Origin of the sequence: Synechococcus sp. C9, from assembly GCF_022984075.1 — a bacterium.
Lineage (GTDB): Bacteria > Cyanobacteriota > Cyanobacteriia > Gloeomargaritales > Gloeomargaritaceae > Gloeomargarita.
The window spans coordinates 1,884,136-1,900,826 of record NZ_JALAAD010000001.1 but is presented as its reverse complement, the minus strand read 5'-3'; the positions used below and the strand labels follow the sequence as shown (position 1 = coordinate 1,900,826).

At 53.0% G+C, this 16,691-nt stretch carries 18 protein-coding genes and 1 tRNA gene; 9 read left to right on the top strand and 10 right to left on the bottom strand.

Annotated elements, in window-relative coordinates:
* Positions 1-13: 13 nt before the first annotated feature.
* Entirely contained in the window at positions 14-1,285 is a 1,272-nt protein-coding gene (locus MLD66_RS09320) for a valine--pyruvate transaminase (protein WP_247217219.1), read from the top strand.
* A 141-nt stretch (positions 1,286-1,426) separates the two neighbouring features.
* Positions 1,427-1,855, top strand: coding sequence for a hypothetical protein (locus tag MLD66_RS09315; protein WP_247217217.1), 429 nt, complete (start codon positions 1,427-1,429; stop codon positions 1,853-1,855).
* A gap of 518 nt (positions 1,856-2,373) precedes the next feature.
* Here MLD66_RS09315 and MLD66_RS09310 read toward each other — a convergent pair.
* On the bottom strand, positions 2,374-2,832 hold the full coding sequence (locus MLD66_RS09310) for a L,D-transpeptidase (RefSeq protein ID WP_247217215.1): 459 nt from the start codon (positions 2,830-2,832) through the stop codon (positions 2,374-2,376).
* Positions 2,833-2,867: 35 nt separating this feature from the next.
* On the opposite strand from MLD66_RS09310, the gene MLD66_RS09305 reads away from it, so the two are divergent.
* Positions 2,868-3,188, top strand: a complete 321-nt coding sequence (locus tag MLD66_RS09305; RefSeq protein WP_247217213.1) for a phasin family protein — start codon at positions 2,868-2,870, stop codon at positions 3,186-3,188.
* Here the strand turns inward: MLD66_RS09305 and MLD66_RS09300 are convergent.
* The gene (locus MLD66_RS09300; RefSeq protein ID WP_247217211.1) at positions 3,185-4,336 is read right to left on the bottom strand and encodes a response regulator; all 1,152 of its coding nucleotides are present in this window, start codon (positions 4,334-4,336) and stop codon (positions 3,185-3,187) included. The genes MLD66_RS09305 and MLD66_RS09300 overlap by 4 nt on opposite strands.
* A 475-nt stretch (positions 4,337-4,811) precedes the next feature.
* Between MLD66_RS09300 and MLD66_RS09295 the strand changes: the two genes are divergently transcribed.
* Positions 4,812-5,723, top strand: coding sequence for a pentapeptide repeat-containing protein (locus MLD66_RS09295; RefSeq protein ID WP_247217209.1), 912 nt, complete (start codon positions 4,812-4,814; stop codon positions 5,721-5,723).
* 63 nt (positions 5,724-5,786) lie between these two features.
* A complete protein-coding gene (locus tag MLD66_RS09290) occupies positions 5,787-5,924 on the top strand; it encodes a photosystem II reaction center protein K (RefSeq protein WP_247217207.1) in 138 nt (45 codons plus the stop codon).
* Positions 5,925-5,934: 10 nt separating this feature from the next.
* Here the strand turns inward: MLD66_RS09290 and eno are convergent, their stop codons facing one another.
* Positions 5,935-7,233, bottom strand: a complete 1,299-nt coding sequence (gene eno / locus MLD66_RS09285; RefSeq protein ID WP_247217205.1) for a phosphopyruvate hydratase — start codon at positions 7,231-7,233, stop codon at positions 5,935-5,937.
* A gap of 101 nt (positions 7,234-7,334) precedes the next feature.
* Between eno and MLD66_RS09280 the strand changes: the two genes are divergently transcribed.
* Positions 7,335-7,408, top strand: a tRNA-Pro gene (locus MLD66_RS09280).
* A 538-nt stretch (positions 7,409-7,946) separates the two neighbouring features.
* Here MLD66_RS09280 and MLD66_RS09275 read toward each other — a convergent pair.
* The 3 genes from MLD66_RS09275 to MLD66_RS09265 form a co-directional block, all read right to left on the bottom strand.
* Entirely contained in the window at positions 7,947-8,951 is a 1,005-nt protein-coding gene (locus tag MLD66_RS09275; protein ID WP_247217203.1) for a saccharopine dehydrogenase-like oxidoreductase, read from the bottom strand.
* Positions 8,952-9,177: 226 nt separating this feature from the next.
* The gene (locus tag MLD66_RS09270) at positions 9,178-9,645 is read right to left on the bottom strand and encodes a DUF4079 domain-containing protein (RefSeq protein ID WP_247217201.1); all 468 of its coding nucleotides are present in this window, start codon (positions 9,643-9,645) and stop codon (positions 9,178-9,180) included.
* A 28-nt stretch (positions 9,646-9,673) separates the two neighbouring features.
* Positions 9,674-10,168, bottom strand: a complete 495-nt coding sequence (locus tag MLD66_RS09265; protein WP_247217199.1) for an NYN domain-containing protein — start codon at positions 10,166-10,168, stop codon at positions 9,674-9,676.
* 180 nt (positions 10,169-10,348) lie between these two features.
* On the opposite strand from MLD66_RS09265, the gene MLD66_RS09260 reads away from it, so the two are divergent.
* Positions 10,349-10,780: a hypothetical protein gene (locus tag MLD66_RS09260; RefSeq protein WP_247217197.1), complete on the top strand. Its 432-nt coding sequence runs from the start codon at positions 10,349-10,351 to the stop codon at positions 10,778-10,780.
* A gap of 138 nt (positions 10,781-10,918) precedes the next feature.
* Here the strand turns inward: MLD66_RS09260 and MLD66_RS09255 are convergent, their stop codons facing one another.
* The 3 genes from MLD66_RS09255 to MLD66_RS09245 form a co-directional block, all read right to left on the bottom strand.
* Positions 10,919-11,113 carry a DUF751 family protein gene (locus tag MLD66_RS09255; protein WP_247217195.1) on the bottom strand — a complete coding sequence of 65 codons (195 nt, stop codon included), beginning with the start codon at positions 11,111-11,113 and terminating at the stop codon, positions 10,919-10,921.
* A 383-nt stretch (positions 11,114-11,496) separates the two neighbouring features.
* Positions 11,497-12,372, bottom strand: coding sequence for a prephenate/arogenate dehydrogenase (locus MLD66_RS09250; protein ID WP_247217193.1), 876 nt, complete (start codon positions 12,370-12,372; stop codon positions 11,497-11,499).
* Between the two features lie 252 nt (positions 12,373-12,624).
* Positions 12,625-14,541 (bottom strand): FAD-dependent oxidoreductase, encoded by a 1,917-nt coding sequence (locus MLD66_RS09245; protein WP_247217192.1) that lies wholly within the window; start codon positions 14,539-14,541, stop codon positions 12,625-12,627.
* A gap of 141 nt (positions 14,542-14,682) precedes the next feature.
* Here MLD66_RS09245 and MLD66_RS09240 point away from each other — a divergent pair, with 141 nt between their 5' ends.
* On the top strand, positions 14,683-15,465 hold the full coding sequence (locus MLD66_RS09240) for an ABC transporter permease (RefSeq protein ID WP_247217190.1): 783 nt from the start codon (positions 14,683-14,685) through the stop codon (positions 15,463-15,465).
* Positions 15,466-15,499: 34 nt separating this feature from the next.
* On the opposite strand, the gene MLD66_RS09235 is transcribed toward MLD66_RS09240, so the two are convergent.
* Positions 15,500-15,643, bottom strand: a complete 144-nt coding sequence (locus tag MLD66_RS09235; protein WP_247217187.1) for a YbaN family protein — start codon at positions 15,641-15,643, stop codon at positions 15,500-15,502.
* A gap of 425 nt (positions 15,644-16,068) precedes the next feature.
* Between MLD66_RS09235 and MLD66_RS09230 the strand changes: the two genes are divergently transcribed.
* Positions 16,069-16,689, top strand: a complete 621-nt coding sequence (locus tag MLD66_RS09230) for a Uma2 family endonuclease (RefSeq protein ID WP_247217186.1) — start codon at positions 16,069-16,071, stop codon at positions 16,687-16,689.
* The last annotated feature ends 2 nt before the right edge of the window (positions 16,690-16,691 follow it).

Here is a 16,691-nt window from a genome sequence, read left to right as displayed (position 1 = left end):
CTGATCCCAAACCATGCTGAACCCACAACTGAGTGATTTTGGTGCCACCATGAGCCGCCTGACGGGGGTGCGGGCGATCATGAAGGACATTGTGGAAACCCTGCAAGCCCGGGCGGGGGAGGATTTGATCAATCTGAGTGCGGGGAATCCGGTGATTTTGCCGGAGGTGGAGCAGTTGTGGCGGGATTGCACCCAGGCGTTGTTGGCCAGTCCCGACTATGGGGAGGTGGTGTGCCGCTATGGTGCCAGCCAGGGGTATCAGCCCTTGATTGAGGCGGTGGTGGCGGATTTTAACCAGCGGTATGGGTTAACGCTCACTCCCCGGAATGTGTTGGTGACGCCGGGCAGTCAATCCCTGTATTTTTTTGCGGCGAATGCCTTTGGCGGGGTGGGGCGGGAGATTGTTCTGCCCCTGAGTCCTGATTATACGGGCTATGGGGGGATTTGTTTGGTGCCGGAATCCCTGCGGGCGGTGCGACCAGCCTTGGCGGTGGATGAACAGGGGCATGAATTTAAGTACCGTCCCGATTTTGACCAGTTGGAATTTGGAGCCGAAACGGGCTGTGTGATTTTTTCTCGCCCCTGCAACCCGACGGGGAATGTGTTGTCGGAGGGGGAGGTGCGGCAGATTGCGGCGTTGGCGGCCGAGCGGGACATTCCGGTGCTGGTGGATTCGGCCTATGCGGCGCCCTATCCGGGCTTGAATTTTACGCCCATGACCCCCGTATTTGCCCCCAATATCGTCCACTGCATCAGCCTGTCCAAGGCGGGTCTGCCGGGGGAGCGGGTGGGGATTGCCATCGGGGATGAGGGGATTTTGCGGGCAATTGAAGGGTTTTTGACCAATGCCTGTATCCATGCGTCCCGGTATGGGCAGGCGTTGGCGGCACAGGCGATTGCGTCCGGGGCATTGGCCCATTTATCGGCGACGGTGATCCGCCCCCATTATCAGCACAAGTTGGCGGTGTTGGCTGAGGGTCTGCGGGCGGGCTTGCCGGGGGATTTGCCCTGGTTTTTGCATCGGGGCGAGGGCGGGGTATTTGCCTGGTTGTGGTTGCGGGATTTGCCCATGAGCGACTGGGAACTCTACCAGGAACTGAAACAGGTGGGGGTGATTGTGGTGCCGGGGCATACGTTTTTCCCGGGTTTGCGCCAGGAATGGAGCCACGCCCGTCAATGTGTGCGGATCAGTTTAACCGCCTCCCTCACGGACATCGAACGGGGGGTGGAACGCCTGACCCAGGTGGTGCGACGGGTTTATCAGCGCATCCCCCTCAACGTCTGACCCGCATCTCCAGCTTGACAGCGTAGCCACTATCGTTGATAATCTTGCCCACTTTCAAGATTTGAGGCTACGGCATATTTCCTAAGCATAAAAAAATCTATTCAAGGAATTATGGGGTAGCCATTCAACAAGAACGGGTTAATGCCCAACAATCCCAAGGTATATACAAATGAAATGAGCCATAAACAAGCCTCTAAAAACTTAGAGTTAACGGTCACTGATCCCATCTTAGATTCTGAGAATATTATGAAGTTTGCCACTGTTCATGAGGTAACCCAATGGAGAAATTTTATTTTAGACGGAATGGTTTATGATTTATCTCATCTTGATGCCCAATGGGTTGAGTATCTCGACACAAGAAATTCAGAAAACCCTATTACCTATAAATTTATTGTCACCTACGGCCTACATTGTTTTACCAAAGAAGTGGAGGGAATGTCTAGGGAAGAATCACAGCGACTGATGTACAACGCCCCAAGGGAATCAAGACCATTTAATTTTGAAAGATATGAACTCTCAAAAAATTTACCCAATATTATCAAATCTTTGGGCAACAAGGAAACCCTATAGCTAAACACGCAAAGGTTGACATAGATATGGGTCGCAGGGCGTAGCCACGCGCTTGTTCTCTAGAATTTTTGAGGCGACAACCTAACCGTACTTAGCTATAGTTTGTCATGCTGGCTATCATAACTATGCGGTTGTTAAGGTATTAAATTCTAACGGTTGCGAGGTTGATTATTTTGTTCCTTTTGTCGTATTTAGGGAGAGTAAAAAACTCAGACTGCATATCAAAAGTGCCTATCCGAGATATGAGGGGTTGGGTAAGATACAGAAAGTCAACTTTTTCGCAATTGCCAAGAACCTACTGCATAATAAAAAGCTTCCACAACCTCCTAAATAACAAAGGCTCCTTAGGGAGCCTCCGCTGAAACATTTTCTTTTTGAAGTGGAAATGTTTCAATATTCAGAACGTCTTTACCGGATTTCCTCGACCCTATGCGGGTAACGGGATGTCTTGGAATAATTCCAAGTCTGCTACATCCTTTTTTTAACTTAGCTCTAAAATTAAATATTTGTCAAGCCCCTCAACGTCTGACCCGCACGGGGGTTCCCAGTTCCACCAGGTTGAATAATTCCGCAATATCCCGGGGATACATCCGCACACACCCATGACTGATGGCTTTGCCCACGGTTTCCGGGTGGGGGGTGCCGTGAAACCCAATTTCATCCACCCCATCGCTCCAAAACCCGATCCAATGCCGACCGAGGGGGTTGCGGGGGTGACCGGCGGGGATTTGGGTACTGCTGGTGAAACTTTGCCAGACCGGGTCTTTGACCTTCACTTCCACCACAAAATCCCCCTGGGGGGTTTCCCAGCCGGGTTTGCCCACCGCCACCGGATAACTGCGAATCACCCGGTTGTCCCGCCAGACCAGCACCCGCCGCTGGCTGAGGATCAGTTCCAGCCACACCTGGGCAACCGCCGGAGCCACCATGAGCCACCAAAAAACCAGGGTCAATCCGGTGATGGGTCGCCAATTCATCTGTCACAATAGGAACTGTACGGTCAACCCTGATTATGGAACAGGACAATCTCCTGCGGCAATTACTGCTTCTCGGCATCGGCACCACGGCCCTGGTGGTGGATAAGGTACGGGAAGTGGGGGATGAGTGGGTGCAAAATGGCCGCCTGCGCCCGGAACAGGCCACCGCTTTGATCAATGACCTGGTGGGGCGGCTGGGGCAAACAGGTGCCTGGGAAGTCCAAGCCCGCCGCCAAATGCGGGACATCCTGCGGGAATTGGGGCTGGCCAGCCAAACCGAAGTGGATGAATTGCGGGGCCGGATTGACCGCCTGGAACGGCAGGTGCGGGACTTGGAAAACCGCCTCTGGTCCTAACAGGCTGTTGCCAGGGAGGGAGCAGTGGCTGGAGTGGCCGCCGGGATGAGGGTTTGCACCACCTCTAAAACCCGCTCCGCCACCGGGGGTTTAGCCATAAAGTCATTGGCACCGCACAGTTTGGCCCGCACCCGGTCAATCACCCCCCCCTGCCCCGTGAGAATCACAATCGGGGTGGACTGAAACGCCGCACTCTTACGCAAAAAGGTACACACTTCATAGCCGTTGGTTTCCGGCATCACCAAATCCAGAAAAATTAACACCGGTTTCTTTTGTAACAGCAAAGACACAGACCGCAGGGGGTCGGTAATGCTCAGCACCTCATACCCCACCGGTTCCAGGATATGCCGCAGGGCTTGCCCCACCACCGGGCTGTCGTCAATACAGGCAATCACCGGGCGTTGAGCCACCACCGGCTTAGCCACCACCTGCATCACGGGGGCGGGTAAATCGGGCACCTCCTGCAGAATCACCACCCCTTCCTCAATAAACGTCCGCAGGGAAGCCACCACCTGTTCCACCGGGCGACCCACCCGCTGGGCAATTTCCCAAAACGTGGACTTGCCGTCCAAAACCTGGGTCAAATGCTGATAGGCGGCGGGAGAAACTAAATTTTTCAACTTGCCATGGCGGTCAATCACCGGCACCTGTTCCAGCCCCACCGGCACCAAAGTCTGCCACTGCCGCAGTTGCCCCAAAGCCGTCTGCCACCAATAATCCACCTGCACCAGCATCCACCGCTGGGGGAGTTCCTGCCCCGCCTGCCACTGCATCTGCGGGGAAAGGGTCGCTTGCCGCCCCCAGGTCATCAAACATTCCAATAGGGTAGCGTTTGACCAATCTTGCACAAAAGTTTGCACCTGCTCCTTGGTCAATTCCCCCTGCGCCAACCCCTGCGCCACCAAGCCATACTCCCAGGGCAATTCCGCCGGTACCCGTTGGGGTTTGGGGCTGTACCCCGGCCAATGCTGGGCAGACAACCGCCGCCACCGCCGCACCGGATGCACCCCCCCCGTGGCATACACCAACCGCCCCATAAATAAATAAAATCGCCAGCGGTGTTCCCCCAAACTGAAGACAAAACAGCCGGTTTCCTGCTTTTGCTTGGCCCACATCAGACCCTTGAGTAGCGGTTCTTGGTGCATCATCGGTCGGCTCCTTAATCTTGGTTGCTAATTGGTTATAAAACTACAGACTTTACTGAGTAAACTTAATCTACCGAAGGTGCAACCCCCTGACCACCGCAAAATCAACGAATCCCCGTAAAAACCGCCCCCGCAGGCTCACGGAATCCTGGGGCAACTCCTGGGCAATGCCAAGCATCAAATCCCCTAAACCCGCCTGATACTAGCACTTTATCTTAAAAACTTGAATTACAAAATAAATACAGACTTTAACCTTAAAATTTTATGAAGAAATTAATATTAAGATACAAATCCGTATTTTCACCGCCCGAAAATAGACAAAAGATAAACATAAATTTATCCCTTGGAACTTTATCAAAAAACTTAATATTACGATACAGGTCTATCATTTCACCCTGGGGAACGGCTTTGCTTGGGGGGGACAGATATTCGCCTGGGAATCTGCTAGGGTGATGGATGTGAGCCATTGCTCCCACCGATGACCATGCTAGAGATGGGACTGATCGAGCCGGACGAGTTGTTGCGGCATTACCAAAACGGCAAGCGGGACTTTGGCCGGCTCAACCTGAGCGAAGCGGTTTTGATTCACCTGGATTTGACCGGGATCAACCTCCAGGGGTGTGGACTGGTCTGGAGCAATGCCAGCGGCACCTGTCTGCGGGGGGCAGATTTGAGCTTGAGTAATTGCACCAAGGTAAAACTGATCCAGGCGGATTTGCGGGATGCCAACCTGAGCGGTGCCAATCTCAGCGGGGCGGATTTGAGTTGGGCGAACCTGAGCGGGGCGAACCTGAGCGGGGCGGATTTGAGTGAAGCCACCCTGAATGCGCCGATTTTGGAGGGGTGCAACCTCAGCCGGGTCAACCTCCGGGGTGCCAACCTCCGTAGCATTAACCTCCAGGGGGCGGACTTGAGCGGGGCGGATTTGACCGGTTGCAACCTCAAGGAAGCCAATTTATCCCAGGCGAGCATGACCCGGGTGCTGTTGAGCGAGGCCAACCTCAGCGGCGTGAACCTGACGGAAGCCAACCTGACCCGTGCCTGTATGACCCGGGTGACGTTGGTGCGGGCGGATTTGCGGGGGATTATCCTGAATGCCGCCGGAAATATCCGCCGGGAAACCATCAGCGGGGCGACCCTGAATAATGCCGTCTTTGTCGGGGCCTGTTTCCAGGGGGCAGACCTGGCCGGGGCCAACCTGAGTCAGGCCAATTTCAGTGGGGCTTGCCTCGAAGGAGCCAATTTGGTGGGCGCCAACCTCACCCAGGTGAATCTGACCGGAGCGGACTTGAGCGGGGCGGATTTGACCAAGGCGGATTTGGGACGGGCAACCCTGGTGGGGGTGGACTTGAGCGGTGCCCGAATGCCCGATGGCTCCATTCGCACCTAGTTCCTTTGGCATCACCGCCCCCCAAGGTGATAATCTAAAAATTACCTGAGTTGCTGTGACCCTATGGAACTGACCTTACTCCTGGCCAAACTCCCAGAAGCCTACGCCATCTTTGACCCCTTGGTGGACATTTTGCCGGTGATTCCCGTCTTTTTCCTGCTGTTGGCCTTCGTTTGGCAAGCGGCCATTGGGTTTCGTTAAATCACCCTAACTAACCCAAAAACTTCGGCCCCAAGCCCATTTGCGGGGCATAGACCGCCGTATCCCCCAACTCGTTTTCAATTTCGAGCAGGCGATTGTATTTCGCCACCCGTTCACTGCGGCAGAGGGAGCCGGTTTTGATTTGCCCCGCATTGGTTGCCACGGCCAGGTCGGCAATGGTGGTGTCCTCCGTTTCCCCGGAGCGATGGCTGATCACGGAGCGGTATCCCCGGCGGGTGGCCAAATGGATGGTTTGCAGGGTTTCCGTAACCGTGCCGATTTGGTTGAGTTTGATCAAAATGGCGTTGGCGACCCCCAGGTCAATCCCTTTTTGCAGGCGTACCCGGTTGGTCACGAACAAATCATCCCCCACCAGTTGAATTTTTTGGCCCAGATTTTGGGTGTGAATTTGCCAATGCTCCCAATCATCTTCGGCTAAGCCATCTTCAATGGAAACGATGGGGTAACTTTGTGCCAATTCCGCCAGGTAGGTAATCAATTCCTGAGGGGTACGGCTCTGTCCATCGTAGGTATATTGCCCATTTTGATAAAATTCACTGGCGGCGACATCCAGGGCAAAGGCAATTTGTTCACCGGGTTTGTAGCCTGCGGTTTCAATCGCTTGTAACAGTAAATCCAGGGCTTCCCGATTGGAACCTAAATTCGGGGCAAACCCGCCCTCATCCCCGACACTGGTATTGAGTTTTTTCTCCTTCAATACCTTTTTCAAGGTGGCAAAGACCTCCGCCCCCCACCGCAGGGCTTCCCGGAAGCTGGATGCCCCCACCGGCACGATCATAAATTCCTGGATGTCCACATTGTTGTCGGCGTGAACCCCCCCGTTGAGGACATTCATCATGGGCACGGGCAGGACACTGCTCATGGGGCCACCGAGATACCGATACAGGGGCAAACCCAGGGCCCGGGCCGCCGCTTTGGCCACGGCAATGGAAACCCCCAGAATGGCGTTGGCTCCCAGATTGCTCTTGTTGGGGGTGCCATCCAGGTCAATCAGCGCCTGGTCAATCCCCTGCTGATCCGTAGCATCCAAATCCAGCAATTCCGGTTCAATCGTCTCCATCACGTTGGCCACTGCCTTGAGCACCCCCGCTCCCCCGTAACGTTGGGGGTCCCCATCCCGCAATTCGTGGGCTTCAAAGGTTCCGGTGGAGGCACCGCTAGGCACCATCGCCATCCCCACATCCCCATCCGCCAAATCCACCTGCACGGCAAGGGTGGGCCGCCCGCGGGAATCCAACACTTCCCAAGCGCGAATGCTATCAATCGTGGTCGTGACCAAGGCAGACATAAGCAATTCCTCCAAGTTCCACTTGCATCCTAGGGGCTGTTGAGGAAATTGTTGGGGAACTTCACTAAATCTCAAGCATCTGCAGGTTAAGATAAATCCAGCGGGATGTAGCGCAGCTTGGTAGCGCATCTGCTTTGGGAGCAGAGGGTCGCAGGTTCAAATCCTGTCATCCCGATCACCTTAAAACTCAATGACCAAGCCATTCCTAAATATTACCTGTAATAACTAAGTATGAGGATTGCCGCCCTAAAAATCCTCAATGAGCATGACATAGGGGTCGCTGGTCAAGTTGGATGGCTATGGGGCACCCCCGCCCTTATGGGCATTTCCATGATCAGATTTATGATTGGTTCAAATAAATATAGCAGTCCTAAATGAGAATGGAACAGGGGTCGCAGGGGCATCGCCCCCGTACTGGTTTTTAGTAATCTTGGTATTCGCACCCATAGCAATCCCAAGTAAGTTTAGAACAAGGGTCGCAGGGGCACCGCCCCCGTCCTTGGTTCTGGAGAATTGTTGTTTGTTAATCAAGTAGGATTGCTATAGAGCTTCCCTGTGGTCATTTCCAAGAACTTTGAAACATTCCTCTTGCTTCTCAAATCCTTTTTCAAAAGGGCACAAAGTAGTTAACAGGACTGCAAAAGTGTCCCGCTTTCTTCTCAAATGACCATAACTAAGTCGCTACCCATTGGCAGGGTCGGGGGAACCTTTATTTAATGCACCCAGCGGGGCATCACTTCCGCACAGGTAAATAGACCATAATGTCCCTGTTGATGCAACTGCCAACCCGCTTGAATGTAACCTAAAGCTGGACCACAAACATTAGCGGCCATGCTGGTTTCATCCCCCAAGGTAAAGGTGTGACAAGCAATTTTCCCTTCAAACGTGCGTCCCGTAATTTGCACATGGGTACTCAAAGGCTTGCGGGGATTGCGGGTATCCACGACCCCCCCCACCGTGACCCGTTCCCGGGGACAAATGCCTGCCAATTCCAAAATTACATCGTCAGCGTGTTCCATATTTTCTAAATACAGTTTGCCGTCGGTACGGTTCAACAATTCCTCGATTTCTGCATCAGTCATTGCCTGCGCTCTAGCGACATCATAACCGGGCAAATGGGCAATATCTTCCCGAATGGTCGCCCGATAGGATTCCCAGTTGGCGATCCCAACCCCAAAGGTCACCTGCACCTGGAGAATTTCCTCGTAACTGTGAGCCGCTAAAGCCGCCGCCGCCGTGAGTAAGCCTGGAGTCGCGCCACAACCCGTGAGATAAGTGATGCCCCCAGCCGCCAGGGATGACTTCATCGCCAGCAATTGTTCCACCGCACTGGTGCGTTTAATGGCATCCACCAGCACACCCCGCCAGCCCTGCGCCAAAAACTGCTGTGCCACTGTGGCAATAAATGTGTTGGGGAGATTCGGTAACGCCAGGAAATAGGCATTCACCCCAGGCTGGGCAATGACCTCGGCAATGCTGGTTTCACTGAGAACCCCCCCCGGCTCCAGATAGCCCACGGAACCCCGCTCCTGATACACCCGCTGACATAGGGATGGGTTTAAGCCGTCGGGATGCACAACGTAACCCTTACGGTCAGCCACCGCCACCCACTGCACTTGCCGCCGCCGAGCCACCAAACGAGCCATCGCTTGCCCCAATCCCCCGTACCCTAAAATGCCCAGGGCGAGGGGTTGGTTTGCATCCTGTTCCTGCGTCATCACATTCCTAAGCAATTTGTCTAAAACTATAAACCTTTAGCTTACCCCGGACAAGAGGCAGGTTTATTTCTGGTTTATTTAGGGACACCAGATCACAGGACATCCCCGGACTTGGTTTTTCTGAACATTTGTTCACCAATTGAGTGGAATTGGTACAGCAACAGAACTCGACTCTGCTCATATTTATTCATCGAGATAGCTACAGGATTGGGAAAATTTCTAGTCCTCAGGTGGAACCCAAAATCTTTTGGACAATTTGCATCCCCGTCACTGCTTGCCAACCAAACAACCCCAACACAATACCATTGATCGTAATATGGGTGACCCGTGCCCATTGATTTCCCTGTTGCATCAGTGGAGCTAAGGATGCAGAAATGGCAATCAAACCCGTCATGGCTAAACCCACCAGCAAATGGGGACCCAAAAAGAGCTTTTTATTGTTAATAAACGTGACCGCCATGCCCCCCAAAGTGCCCAGCACCATCAGAGCCAGCAATGCAGAACCGACTTGATAATGTACCTCCCGGAACTTACCTTTGAGGAGACGACTTTTTTCCTCCCCTTTCGCCGTGCGTACCCGAATGACCTGAATACCCGTGTACAAAGCGTAAATACTCAAAGCCAGCAAGAGCCACATTAACAAGGGATGAAAGAAAGGTAAAACTGGCTTCAGCCAAGTAGGAACCTCAATCATAATGCCACTCAGTGGATACACAGACGTATCATAGCTTATTGCGCCATTGTCTTAGCCGGTCTTGGATAGCCGCCGGTAAGCCCCGTCTGGTTTTTCCCGCCGTTGCCCGCATGGTCTGGCGTGGGGGGGGTTGTGCCATTGCTTGCCACAGAGCCGAGGAGGATAGCCATTCCGCCCCATAACCCGTAGCGGTCATCCACTCCAGGCGGTCGGAGGTGACCACAATCAACCGTTGTCCCCGTCCCCGATGGCGGGCGCAAAACCGCTCAATATAGGCATCAGCGGTCAACCCATACCCGGTGTAACAAACCCGCACTTGGTCGGTGACCTCTTCCCAAGTCTCCGGTTGGCGGCGTTGATGGGCATCAAAAATGATGTGGGTGAGGATATCATGCAAGGCACTGTAATTACATAGGGCTTCGATCAATTCCTGCCGCCATTGCTCCCAATCTCCCTGGGTGACATCCCATTTCGCCCCAATGACATTGTAACCATCCACAACCATGAGGACATTGGGTGCCATAAATTGGGAGGATAAAATTTTAATGATTGTAATAATTATTCTAACCTTCTCTCCCCAAGTGAGCCACGTCACTCGATCACCGAGATGGTCATCACTTTCCTCCCATCGGATTTTGCCCAGAATAGAAATAAGCCCGGTCGGAACAATCGGTACACCAGTTCTGTTCCTGCCCGCCCTCCCATGAAAGCAACGGTTTTTGCCCTTGGTCTCGCCCTGTTCGGTTTGGTTCACCCCGCCTGGGCTGAGGAAAAAGTCGCCGCCACTTTGGAATATTTGCCCCCTGGTTTGGCTCGGCTGGAAGGCTCCCTGAGCTATCCGGGGCATCATATCCCCCCCTTGACGGTTTGTGCTGAAGAAGTGACAACAAAAGACCTCCATTGTACGGAAACTCAAGTGAAGGGAAGCCAGTACCAGTATGGGGTGGGCTACCAACTCCAGGTGCCCCCTGGGCGTTATCGAGTTTATGCCACCTATGGAAATTATCGGGCGTACTATTCCCCGGCGGTCGCCTGTGGTTTGCATATTCGTTGCCAAGACCATCAGCCGATTGTGGTTGAGGTGCAGGCGGGTCAGCGGTTGCCGGAAATCAGTCCAATGGATTGGTTTTGGTAAGGTTGGTGATCCAGGGCACTTGCCTCCCCTAGGATGCGTCACTGCGGACAGGTGGCTCTGCCCCGAAACTAAAGATAGATGTCGACTGGAGCGGCATTCCACAGGGGCAAAAGAGTCGGGCGACCGGCTCTTTCGCTTTTATTGCCCTAGCATGGCTAGGAGGGTGAAGTACAATAGACTAATGCCACTCACCAGGAGGGATACGGTTGCCACCGCTGTGACCGGACGTTGCCAAAGCCGCCCCAGCCCCCGAGCTAGGGTCAGCAATACTCCCAAAATGACGGTGACGAAATAGCTCATGTAACGACCGACATTCGTCCAAAAACCGTCCATCTGTGTTACCCCTTATCGCAACTCTGTTTTCTACAGCAATCTTAGATGATCTATGGGAATAATAAAATTACTAAATACCAGTACGGGGTGATGCCCTGCGACCCTTGTTCTAAACGCAATTATAATTGCTGTCTGTATGAATACTAAAATTACTAAAAACCAGTACGGGGCGATGCCCTGCGACCCTTGTTCTAAACGCAATTATAATTGCTGTCTGTATGAATACTAAAATTACTAAAAACCAGTACGGGGCGGTGCCCTGCGACCCTTGTTCTAAACGCAATTATAATTGCTGTCTGTATGAATACTAAAATTACTAAAAACCAGTGCGGGGTAGCGCCCTAGGACTATTGAACTTTCTGAAGATAAAATCTTCCCGCAATTCAAATATGATTATTATCCTGTTCTTGGGTCTGATGCCTATCCTCAAACTGGGTTCGTGTCCGTTGGTTTTTTTGGAGATAGGTGGTCAGAGCGGTCATGTCCTGCTGTTCGATCATGGCGATTACCTGGTTTAATTCCTGCCGGTACTGGTATAACCCCCGCAGGAGATGCTCCCGGTTATAATGCGCCAAACATACCCCTAATTCAGGATTTCCGCCCCCCACCCGGGTGGTATCCCGCCAACCAGAACTGGCTAATTGTTGAGCGAGGGCAATAATTTCCGGGTCGGATTCCTGCTGCACAGCCCCCAATAGGGCGGCACTGACCCAAATCGGCAGGTGAGAAATCCACGCCACCGCCCGGTCATGGACATGGGGGTCACACAGCAACACCTGAGCACCCAATTCCTCTACCAACGTTTGTAATTGCGCCAACTGCTGGGGCTGGGTTTGGGCGGTAGGGGTCAACACGTAGGGACGCTGGCGAAAAAGTTGGGACTGGGCGGCTTGAATGCCCTGCTCTGCCGTTCCCGCCATCGGATGCCCCCCGATAAATCCCGACCACAAAGGGATAATCGCCTCTACCAACGGGGCTTTGACCGAACCCACATCCGTCAAGATAGCATCGGGTTGCAGGTGGGGACAGACCGCCGCCGCCATAGGTACCAAGCGATCCAACGGCACACACAAGACCACCACATCACAGCCAGCGAGTAGGGAAACCGCCGTGCCACCCTGGTCAATCACCCCCCGTTTCCCAGCAATGGCAATCGTTGTTTCACTGCGACTGACCCCCGTAATCCTGTGCCCCCCCCGCCGCCAATCCAAAGCCAAAGAAGCCCCAATTAAACCCAAACCCACGATGCCAATGTGCATAGAACGCCTCTAAAAGAAATAGTTCGCCGGGGCAAATCCCCATCCCTCATCCTCAATTTCTCAATCATTATGGAATGATGGGCATTTCAGAGCAATTATTTTTTAGGGATATGATTTAGGGCACTTCTAAAAATGGGTCGCAGGGGCGTAGCCCCCGTTCTTGGTTCTCGATGATATGGGCATTTTAGTGAAATAATCTGCCAGTGGTGGCAATAGATAGAGGTGCCCTTTATTGATTGGGTTTTGGTATGTCTAGGTCGCCAACAACCCCCGGGGATGCACGGAATAGAGGGGACGGCGTTGCAATCCTTCCTGGCTGATAATCTCGTTGGCCGCCAAAAAACCACTGCTCACCGCCCGCTCCATCAACGCACAGGGGAAGGGCATTTTCACCCAATCCCCCGCCAGGAATAGATTAGGTACCGCTGTGGCACTGGTGGGACGCTGGTCGTAACTGTGGGGCGGAAACCCGGAAAAATTCTTTTGGTTGACCAACTCCCGATGCAAAATGGTCGCCCCCCGCAAAGCCGGTACCACCTCGTACAATTCCTGTTCAAACGTAGTCAGCAAAGCCTCCTGGTTGGGAAATTCCTTTTCCTTGTAACAATAGGCGTGTAACTCCACCACACTGCCGCCGGTGGCCTGGGCCCAGGCTTTGTAATCGTCCTGGATACGGTGGTACAACGTAATACTATCCGTCAAGCGATAACCGGACAGGGAAGTAAAGTCACTGTACTGCCATTCAAAATCCCGGTCAAACCAGAACCGAGCCACAGCAAACGGGTCCGCCACGGTTAAACCCTCAATTTGTGCCACCACCTCCGGGTTGGGTTCCCCCCGACTCAGACGGATGATTTGTTGCACGCCGGGAACATCAGCGGCCAGGACATAGTATTCGGATTCGAGCCGCTCAAGTCCCTCATGGGCAATATTTTGCGCCACCAACTGCACCCGCTCCGGAGACTCGGTAAGGATGGTAAATGTACTCAAATTGCGGGTGGCCGGGCCTTTGACTACCTCCCCCTGCGCCGTAAATTCCGCCCCGTGACAGGGACAGCGATAACCGCCATTACTTTGCACTTGCACCGTACAGCCCTGGTGCGGACAAGTGAGGCAGAGGGCTTGGTTCCCCTTGGTTTGATAGACCGCATCCCCGGCGCCATAGAACCCCCTTGGTAACACGGGATTGGCTGACACCCAAAACGGCGCAGCACTCCCCTGACCGGCGGCTTGCACCTCCAACCCGGCGATTTTGCCCCCCTGCCAGTCCACGCCCGTGACCGTGACCCCCGTGCGTACCACCCCTCCATTGGCACGGATGCTGGCGGCAATCGGTTCCACCAGGGAGCGGCGCATATCCTGGCGGGTGCCCCGGAAGGCCAGCCCCTCGGGATTGCCAAAGAAATAAAAGTGGAAAAACTGCATCAATTCCCCGGCACTCAGCCGATCCGGGGCATTCAAACTGGATTTGGCAAAGGGTAAAAAGTACAAATCAAACAAACCCTGGGGAAAATCATTGCCCACCCATTCCAGCACGGACAGGTGATCCAGCCGTTGATAGCTCTGCACCGGGTCAAAGCCGGTAATTTCCCGGAATACACCCCAATGCCCCGGACTGGTGAGATTCAGACCCCAGCGCCAACGATTCTCCGAAGCGACCGCCAAATCCACGATATTCCAGGGAAACGCGGAATGGCTGGGACGAAAAACCTCCGCCGCATAGCCATTTTTGTAGGCCACCGCATAGGAATTTAGGGAGACAAAATTCCCATCACAATCCAATTCCTGCACCAGACGGTTGAGATTATAATACTGGGGAAAAAAACCGTGAAACCCATGCTCCATTTGCAGGGACACCCCATTCACCTCAATCGGCCACCCGGCGATTTTTCCTCCCAATTGTGGCGCCCGTTCTAATAAGGTGACCTGAAACCCCCGTTGGCTGAGTTCGTAGGCACAGGCCAAACCCGCCAAACCACCCCCCACCACTGTCACCCGGATGGGTTTTTCCAAACGCCAGGGTAACGCCAGGGTATCCGGTTGCCATACCGCCGGTTCAGGTTTCACAAAACGGGAATAGCCGATGGCGGCACCCACACCTCCCACCCCAAACAGCTTGAGCAACTGGCGGCGGGAGAAATGGCCGTTGGGTTCAAAATTTTGATTCATGATCAGGAACGAACGGACTCCTCACAGGGTTGTGGTTAGTACCATAGACTAGGATTGTACTGTGCCGATGGTGCAAACTCCCTCTGCTATCTAGCCATAAAATATGAAGAAATGTCAAGAAATCGGTGCAATTCCTCAGAAATGGGGATAAAACGGGTGGGACGGGAAACCTGGGCGGTGGCGCGGCGGATTCTCACGGAATTGATCCGCCGTCAGCGCAGTTTGGCGTTTTGGGGGTTTTTCCCCGTGTCGATCCTTTTATTAATTGGCATGATCTTGACCGGGCGCACGGATTTGACCATCCCGGAAGCCTTTGAGCAGGCGGCTGTGGCTGCTTTAGTGGGTTCTGGTTTTTTCTTCAGTGGCGTGGGGGGCACGGTTTCGACCATCGTGGCGGAACGGGAGCAGGGCACCCTGAAACGGTTATTTCTCTCACCCATGAGCGGGTTGTCCTATTTTTTGGGAATTTTTCTCGCCTATATTCTCGTAGCGACGGCGCAGGTGGTTTTGGTGGCAGGGGTGGCAGCCTACCTGGGGGCAAGGTATCACGGCAATGTACTGTTGGGTCTGCTGTTGTTTGCGTTGACCGTAGCGGGCTATGTGGGGGCGGGGTTTATCTTGGGTACGCAATTAGCAAGACGTACAGATGATGTAAATGCATTGGTCGCCGCTGTCGGTCTGCCGTTTGTGATCATTGGGGGGACATTCTTGCCCACCACCCTATTTCCAGAAAATCTTTTAGCAGTGGCGAAATATACGCCGGTTTATCACATGAATCAGGGGTTATTGGGGGTGGCAATCCAGGGGTATTCCTGGCAAGAGGTTGGGGAAAACTTGGGTTATTTAGCCGTATTTACTGGAGTAATGGTGATAGGGGGTTGGTTGTCCTATTTGCAAATGGTGCAAAGAGAACGGCAACTTTAGCAGTGACCACCCCCAAACCATGCGGTCAATTATCCTAGGACTCAATGGCTCCAAAACAAGCCGCCGCCAACAACAGCAAGGGGGTGCCAGGAACAAAGGGTAAAATGAATGCAATCACCCCCACGACGGTCAATACGCCACCCAAAACGGACAGGACGGTATTTTTGACAGCTTTCATGTGTATGACCCTTAGAAACACCAGTGATAATTATACTGGTTTGCAGGCGGGCTGTCCTACGGTGGGAGAGATACCGAGGAATATAGCCATCTCATCTAAATTGTGAGTAGAAATTCTGTACTTAGAAAGATTTAGAAAGCCAAGGGTCGCAGGGCACCGCCTCCCGTTCTGGTTCTGCGGAATTTTTATTCGTAAGGCATATCATGTTGCTATAGGGCACTTCTAAAAATAGGTCGCAGGGGCGTTGCCCCCGTCCTTGGTTTTCGATAGCCTGCGTGGCGTAGCCATTAGCCTGCGTAGCGTAGCCATTAACATGGGCATTCTAACGAGATAACCTTCGAGGGGTGCCAATAAATAGAGGTGCCCTATATTTGTAAAATAGGAATTAAAGTGCGAAATTCATTATCTTAGGTCAAAGTCTTCCGATGCAACAACTTAAAACGGAAATTCAACGGCTCACCTTCAGCGAGTTTATCGAATGGAAACCCGATGGCAGTCACTACGAATTGTATGATGGAGTACCCATTGAGATGCCCCAACCCTTAGGTCAACATGAGGATATTGCCAGCTTCCTCGCTGAGCAGGTGACGGCTGAGTATCTGCGCTTGAACTTGCCCTATCGAATACCCAAACACGCTTTAGTTAAAAAGCCCGATGCGGAATCTGCCTATTTACCCGATGTTTTAGTGTTAAATCGTCCCAATTTAATCCATGAGCCGCTCTGGGCAAAAGCCTCCACCGTGACCTTGGGAGCGTCTATTCCCTTAATCATTGAAGTGGTGAGTAATAATTGGCGGGTTGATTATCTGACTAAAGTGAAAGACTACGAAGAGATGGGGATTCGGGAATACTGGTTGGTGGATTATTTGGGGTTGGGGGGACGGCGTTTCCTGGGTAATCCGAAGCAACCAACCATATTTATTCATGAATTTATTGATGGCGAATATCAAGTGAGTGCGTTTCGGGAACAGGAGCGGCTGATTTCTCCCACCTTTCCAGAACTCCTGCTGACGGTGGCACAGGTTTTTCAGGCAGGTTCCGATTAAAC